Raw genomic sequence first — 7,271 nt, 5'->3', positions numbered from 1 at the left:
GGCTCGCCACCCGACCCACCCCACCCCCCGCGCCGACACCACACCCCACCACCACATCGGTAGCGACTCCACCGGTATCCACCGCACCACCTACTCCCTCACCGGCCAACGCCCAAGCCCAGCTGCTTAACCTGCTCCCCTCGGGCTATCCGCCGGGCACGTGCACAGCTCAGCAAAAACCGATGCCGGGAGTGCTGGCTTCCGTGCGGTGCGGGCCGAACACTGACCCGGATGGCCCGGCACTGGCTGTCTACGGGCTGTTCCCCGATGTGGCCTCGCTGAAGGACGCCTTCAACGGATTCACTGGGACCGTCGCCCTCGTGAGCTGCACCGTGGATATACAGTCGCCGGGCCCTTGGCACCAGAACGACACCCCAAACGTGCCCCGCGGCATGCTCGCATGCGGCACCTATAAGGACACCGAGCCGCAGGTGATGTGGACCAATGAGGACAACCTGGTGTTCGCCCTCGTCGCCGGATCCCCGCAGGGACCCACCCTCGATCAGCTGTACAACTGGTGGACGAGCCACTCCTGACCATGAGCCCCGCGAAACCATTCGCAAAACCGCTACCTCGGATCGTAAGCCGTTGTGGCGGAGGGTCTTTCGACCGTCCTGATCTTTCGGATCTGAAAGATCAGCCGACCGGGCAGGAGGCGACGCATGGACGACACGACTGAGATCATCACCACCGATCCGCCGCGGCTGGAGCTGCGGGCCGCCGGGCGCACCTGGCAAGCTACCGCGGGCCGCGCCTGGACCATCGGCCGGGCCGCGGACGCCGACGTGCATCTGGACAATCCGCGGGTGTCGCGAGACCAAGCGGTGCTGGAGCCGACGCCGGCGGGCTGGGTTCTTGTCAATCACAGCCACAATGGGATGTTCGTGGACGGTCACCGAGTGGAACGACTGACTGTGAGTCACCCCATCACCGTGTCGCTGGGTTCGATTTCCTCGGGGGAGATGCTGCAGCTGTACCCCAGTACTGCCCCGACCGTCGGACCAACTGTGCTAGCCGCCGGCCCAACTGTGCTCGCCGCCGTCGATGATCCGTCCGCGCAAAAGACCGAGCTAATCAGTGCCCGGCCGCCGACCGCAGTGCACACCATCGACCAGGTAACGGTCACGATCGGCCGTGCACCCGAGAACAACGTGGTCCTCACCGACTTGCTGGTCTCCCGCCATCACGCCTTGCTGCGACGGTCCGGTAACCAGTGGGAGCTCGTCGATCTGGGCAGCGCCAACGGTACCTACGTCAACGGTGCTCGAATCAGCCGCGCGGTCATCGGACCCGACGACATCGTGGGCATCGGCCATCAGCTGCTGCACCTGTCCGGTGACCGGCTGGTGGAATACGTCGACACCGGCGATGTGTCCTACGCGGCGTCCGACCTGAGGGTGGTGACCAAAAAGGGCAAGGTGCTGTTGGCAGATGTCAGCTTCGTTCTGCCGCAACGCAGCTTCCTGGCGGTGGTGGGGCCAAGCGGTGCCGGGAAATCGACGTTGCTCGGGGCGCTGACCGGGTTCCGCCCGGCCGGCAGCGGCCAGGTGCGCTATGCCGACCGGGACCTCTACGACAACTACGCCGAGCTACGGCACCGGATCGGGTTCGTGCCGCAAGACGACATCCTGCATACCCCGCTGACGGTGCGGCGGGCGCTGAACTACGCGGCGCGGCTGCGGTTCCCGCAGGACGTCTCCCCCGCGGAGCGCCGCGAGCGCATTGAAGAGGTGATGGCCGAGCTCGGGCTGGCCGCGCAGGCCGATCAACGCATCGACAGTCTGTCGGGTGGTCAACGGAAACGCACCAGTGTCGCCCTGGAATTGCTGACCAAACCGTCGCTGCTGTTCCTCGACGAACCGACCTCGGGGCTTGACCCGGGCTATGAGAAATCGGTCATGCAAACCCTGCGCGGGCTGGCCGATGACGGTCGCTCGGTGGTGGTGGTCACCCACAACACCGCCCACCTGAACATGTGCGACCGGCTGCTCATGCTGGCCCCCGGCGGTCGCCTGGCCTATTTCGGCCCGCCGCAACAGGCGCTGAGCTACTTCAACTGCAGCGACTTCGCCGATCTGTTCACGCTTCTGGAACGCGACAGCTCGACCGACTGGACCGGCCGGTTCAACGCTTCACCGCTCCATGACGCCTTCACCGGCCCGCGCGCCGCCGTGAGCGAGCCACAACCGTCCGCTGCCCCCGCCGCCCCCGAGCCACAACCGTCCGCGGCCCCCGCCGCCCCCGAGCAGCCGGTCGCTCAGCAAAGCACGTTGGCCCAATTCGCCATCCTGTGCCGACGGTATGCGGCGGTCATCGCCGCCGACCGCCAGTATTCGGTGTTTTTGCTACTGCTGCCGCTGCTGCTGAGCCTGTTCGCGCACGCCGCCCCCGGCCATGCCGGGCTCTCGGTGATCCGCGCCATCAGCCAGCGGTCCAGTCAACCCGCGCAATTACTGATGTTGCTGATCATCGGTGGCGCGCTCATGGGTTGCGCCACGTCGATCCGCGAAATCGTCAAGGAGCGGGCAATATATCTGCGCGAACACGGCATCGGCTTGTCCCGCGGTGCCTACCTGGCCTCCAAATTGGTGGTACTCACCGCACTGACCAGCGTGCAAGGGCTAGCACTCGGGCTGCTCGGGGTCGTGGGTCTGCCCGGCCCCGACCAAGCAGTGCTGTTGCACTGGGGCAGCATCGAAGTGGCGGTGGCCGTGGTCGCCGTCACGGTGGTCTCGATGATCGTCGGCCTGCTGATCTCGGCACTGATCGGCAACGCCGATCGCGGCATGCCGCTACTGGTGCTGGTGGTCATGGCGCAACTCATCTTGTGCGGGGGGCTGTTCCCGGTGCGCGGCCGGGTGCCGCTGGAGCAGCTGTCGTGGCTGTCGCCGTCGCGGTGGGCCTACGCGATGGGCGCTTCGACCGTGAACCTGAACAAGATGCCCGGTTCCCCGGGTGGGGGCGATCCGCTATGGGACCACACTGCCGTCAGCTGGCTGACCGCCCTCGGTATATGCGCGGCGCTGGCAGTCGCGATGGTGATTGTCCTGGCGGTGCGGCTCAGCCGGTTCGACCCGCGGCGCAAAGCCCGTAACTGATCGGAAAATTACCTGGGTGAGTGGGCAGGCGGCAGCAGCCAGCGCCACGTGTGCTGTTTTACGCCCGTGCAACCCGCTTCGGTGTCATGATCTGCGATGCAACCTGCGCGAAGGGAGGTTCGCCGATGCGCCGCGCGGTCACAACCGCCCGCGTAGTGCGATTGGCTTTTTCAGCCGTGGCCGTTGCGCTGGTCGGCTATCTGTGCGCGCTGGCGGTGCGGCCCTCCGCCGCGGACGGGCTACCCACCTGGCTGAGGTGGTTCGGCCAGCCGGGAGACTGGCCAACAATCGCGATCGTGGTGGCGGTGCTGACCGCGCTCAGCGTGCTGAGCCTCCGGTCGCGTGGCAGCCAGGGGTCGGGAAACGCTCCGATCGCTGTGGTCATCGGCCTCGCCGCCACGGGTGCGGTGCTGGGTGTCAGCTCATATTGGAGCTGTCACGACGCCTCGCATCCGGCCTTCTTCCAGCCGCTGACGATGACGGGCCAGATGCTCACTGGCACGATGGACGACCAAACGCTGAACGGGCGCAACTGCCCGGACCTCATCCCGGACGCCCTGGTGGTGGCACGCGTGGCGGCGCTGGGGGCGATCTTCACCGGCCTGGGCGGTGTCGCCATCGTGGTGTTTCGCTCGCAAGTGGACCGGCTTCAGGCCAGCCTCGCCGATTCCATCACCGCCGTAATGGGTATCGACGACGACATCGTGTCGATGACCAGCGCGGTCGCGGGGACGTTGGACCGGCGCGACACGCTGGTCGTCATCACCGGGAGTCCCGACGCGCCCGAGGTACAGGAGGCCCGCATCCAGGGTGCCCGGGTAGTGTCAGTGGACTTCAACACACCGGCGACCCTGGAGTCGCTGTCGCTGTGGCGGAACCTCGAGCGGCTCTACCTGATGTCGGCCGATCCGGCGACCAACCTGCTGTGGCTGAATGTGATCAGCCGTCGGCTGTCCACGGTTGGTAACAAGCAGCGGTTGCCCCTCATCGTGCGCATTGATGACCCGTGGCAGGCCGAGGCGTGGCGTGCCCAGCAGTTCGGTGGATCCGACACCCTGTGGGCGGCCGACGTCGTCGGTAAGTATGAAGTGACCGCTCGCTGGCTACTCGACAACGTCATCGCGACCAAGGTGATTCAGCGTGTATTCGTCTGCGGCACATCGCCATTGACGTTGGCGCTGTGTGCGGACCTCACCCGCCGCCAGCTGGAACGTGACTACTACGCCGCGCCCGGTGAGGCCGTACTGCCGGCACTCACTCTGGTCGACGAAGACGCCGAGGAATACTTGCAGGACCACGAATTCCACCGTCGGCAAGCTGGATTCGTGTCAAGCGGGCCGACGATAGATGCGACACCGCGGGCACCTACTGTGCGGACCTTGATGCGTCTGGTCGGCGACGATGACGCTGAGAAGAATGCCGTGATATTCGTCGACGACCGGGTGAGTGGACTTGGCGGCAAAACGATCAGCAGCAGGCTTGCTGCCCGCTTTCCCTCGATGCCCGTTTACAGCTGGGATCCCAACGCCCGCATGGCCGACGACCGGTTGCGGATCGTGGGCCAGCTGCGAACATACCGGCTGGCGCTGGACATGCCCACAGGACAGGCCCAGGACGCTTGGGAGCGCGCGGCCAAACTCATCCACGAGCGCTACGTCGCCGCGATCGGCGCGGACGCACACCGGTCGCCGGCGATGTTGCCATGGGCACAACTCGACGAGTTCTACCGCGGGTCGAATCGGCGCCAGGTGCGCAACGCGCTGTGGATGGTCGAACAGATCGCCGGGCACACCTGGAACACCTGGGGCAGCTCGCCGACGCCGCTCGCCGCCCGCGACATGGTTGGACTGCCGCCGCTGGACCAGCTTGCACTCATGGGCTTCGACCGGGACACCGCGATGAAAATGGCGCAGGCAGAACACGAAGATTGGTGCCGCTACTACCGACGCGCCGGCTGGAAGTACGGTCCGACCCGCGATAACGCGCACCGGATCCACGACAAGCTCGTCGACTGGTCCATTGTCGAAGGCAAGCCGGATCTGCTCAACGCCGCCGTGACGAGTCTGGCGGCCACCTTGTGGAGCCTTCGCCAGCTCGGCTATCGGTCACGTCCGGTATGGCGACCCTTCACGCGGGTCGGGACGGTCACCGCGGAACAACGGAGCACACCCTGGAGGTGGACATCGCGGTCGGGAGAGACGATGCGGGCCAACGCCGGAGACTGGGCGGTCGAAGCCGATGGCGAGAGTTGGTCGGTACGCGACGATATTTTCCAGGCCACCTACGAGTACGTCGGCGGACGGCAATGGCGAAGGCGCGGACGGGTTCTCGCCCGGCCGGCGCAGCCCGGCGAAACGGTTTCCACCCTGGAGGGCCCCACGACTGCGGCGGACGGCGACTGGGTGGTGAGGGGCGCCGACGGCGAGCAGTGGCCGGTCCCCGGCGATAAATTTGCGTGTCGGTACACCGCATTCCATCCACCGACGGACGTGCCTCATATCCATGACACAGGCGAATAGATGTCCGGCGCTGTGACGGTGATTCCCCGGCGAGGCTTTAGGCCTCGGCGGAGAAGGTGAATTCGTGGTCGCAGATGCGGATGTCGTCGCCGTCGCTGAGAGTGGCGGTGGAGCGAATCCTCTCGTGCTGTACATGGACGCCGTTGGCTGATCGGAGGTCGTTGATGACGTAATTGGCGCCGGTCTTGACGATGCTGGCGTGGTGGCGGCTGACATCGGGGTCGTCGAGGACGATGTCGTTGTCGCTGAGGCGCCCGATGCGAGTGGTGCCGGCTTGCAGGGGGTAGCTTCTACCGGCGGGGTCGCGCAGGTAGGCGATGTCCTTCACACGAACATCCCGTCGGGGCGGGCTCGGTTCCACCGCCTGGGCCGCGACATCGCTTCCGGTGGCCTGCTGGCGGACCGACCCGACGGCTCCCGGGGCAGTCGGCCCGGTGGCCTGGTCGTCGGGTACGGGCTCAGCCGAATCACCGAGGATCGCAGTGATCTCCCGGCCGATCGCATAGGTGACCTCTTTGCGGGCGAGCAGGGTGCGCAACAGCTCGCGAATGTCCTCACAAACGGTGGCGTCGTCCTCGCTGTTGAGCGCTTCACGCAGCTCGAAGGCCGCCGCCGCCTGCACCGCAGGGGACAGCTCGGCGCGGCCGCGGATCGCCGCGCCCAACTTCAACAAGTACTCGTACGGGATCGGCGGGGGTTCGGGCAGCGGATCGGGCAGCTCCGCACGGCCGAGTCGCCGCTCGTGCAGCGCCGAGACCAGCGCAATCCCGCTCGCCCTGGTCGAATCCCGGTAGTCGACGAGCTGCTTGGCGAAGATCGGATCGGTCCGATAGGTACTCACCTGCGCGATCTGCACCGGCAGAATCGGCAACCCCAGCGCCTCGGCGTAGTCCAGTTCGGACCGGCACGGCTTGGACCGCAGCGAATGATCCGACAACGCGAACACGAACACCGTGCAGCCGCGGATCTGCGCCAGAATCTCGGCCCACCACGCATCCCCACCGCCCAGTTCTTGGTCCAGCCAGACTTGCTGGTGGGCTGCCGCCAAGTCCTCGGCCAACGATCGCACCGCAGCATCGTCATGGCTGGAGTAGCTGATAAAGACCTTCACCCGACCGGACCCCTGGCACTAATCTAAGGTCACCATTAACTGGCAGTGTAACCACCTGACCGGGCAACCGAATCCGTCTTTCCCATCCTCTTCCGCCCGCAACTTTCGCGTCGTAGCCGGTCAGCACCTCGACCCGGTTCGCACGCCCACGCTCCGGCCTGGTCCGGCACCGTCGCCACGGACTTGGCCAGCATGGCGCTCCAGCGGCGGGAGCGTGGCAGGTTCACGTCGTGGCCAATTCCCTGGCCGCTTCTCCCGTGGCGCTCAACCCTAGCGACCCTTGGTTGCTAGGGTTTTGAGACTTGTCTTGAGTTTTCAGGCTGCTTTGAGCGCCAGTCTGGCGTATAGATTCGTTCTGTGATGTGAGTGTCGGTGGTGCGCAATGCTTTTCGTAGTGGTGGCGAGCGGGGGGCTGGTTGGCGGCCAGGAGGCCCGCACCGTCACCCGTCGGGGCAAGCCGATGACACCGGTGCTGACGTAGCTAGCCGCTGACCCGTCGAACAGGCCTGGAACCTGACCGATCCGTGATCAGAGGTCCGGCCC

General features: G+C 66.1%; 3 protein-coding genes and 2 pseudogenes. 3 read left to right on the top strand and 2 right to left on the bottom strand.

Translation table 11 applies throughout. The annotated features are described in order from the left end of the window. Nucleotides 1–182 precede the first annotated feature (182 nt). The 3 genes from ACLQI9_RS26385 (at nucleotide 183) to ACLQI9_RS26375 (ending at nucleotide 5,617) form a co-directional block, all read left to right on the top strand. Nucleotides 183–536, top strand: a complete 354-nt coding sequence (locus ACLQI9_RS26385) for a hypothetical protein (protein ID WP_442392399.1) — start codon at nucleotides 183–185, stop codon at nucleotides 534–536. A gap of 126 nt (nucleotides 537–662) precedes the next feature. Beyond that, the gene (locus ACLQI9_RS26380; protein WP_442392398.1) at nucleotides 663–3,098 is read left to right on the top strand and encodes an FHA domain-containing protein; all 2,436 of its coding nucleotides are present in this window, start codon (nucleotides 663–665) and stop codon (nucleotides 3,096–3,098) included. A gap of 125 nt (nucleotides 3,099–3,223) precedes the next feature. Further along, the gene (locus ACLQI9_RS26375; protein WP_442392397.1) at nucleotides 3,224–5,617 is read left to right on the top strand and encodes a hypothetical protein; all 2,394 of its coding nucleotides are present in this window, start codon (nucleotides 3,224–3,226) and stop codon (nucleotides 5,615–5,617) included. A gap of 37 nt (nucleotides 5,618–5,654) precedes the next feature. Here the strand turns inward: ACLQI9_RS26375 and ACLQI9_RS26370 are convergent. Together ACLQI9_RS26370 and ACLQI9_RS26365 are read right to left on the bottom strand one after the other, a co-directional pair. Beyond that, nucleotides 5,655–5,936, bottom strand: a pseudogene (locus ACLQI9_RS26370) (FHA domain-containing protein); the annotation flags it as partial. Nucleotides 5,937–6,413: 477 nt separating this feature from the next. Next, nucleotides 6,414–6,728, bottom strand: a pseudogene (locus tag ACLQI9_RS26365) (toll/interleukin-1 receptor domain-containing protein); the annotation flags it as partial. Between the last annotated feature and the right edge of the window lie 543 nt (nucleotides 6,729–7,271).

It is taken from the genome of Mycobacterium sp., assembly GCF_052143115.1.
Taxonomy (GTDB): Bacteria; Actinomycetota; Actinomycetes; order Mycobacteriales; family Mycobacteriaceae; genus Mycobacterium.
Note: the sequence above shows the minus strand (reverse complement) of the source record. Positions and strands in the feature narration are given on the sequence as shown.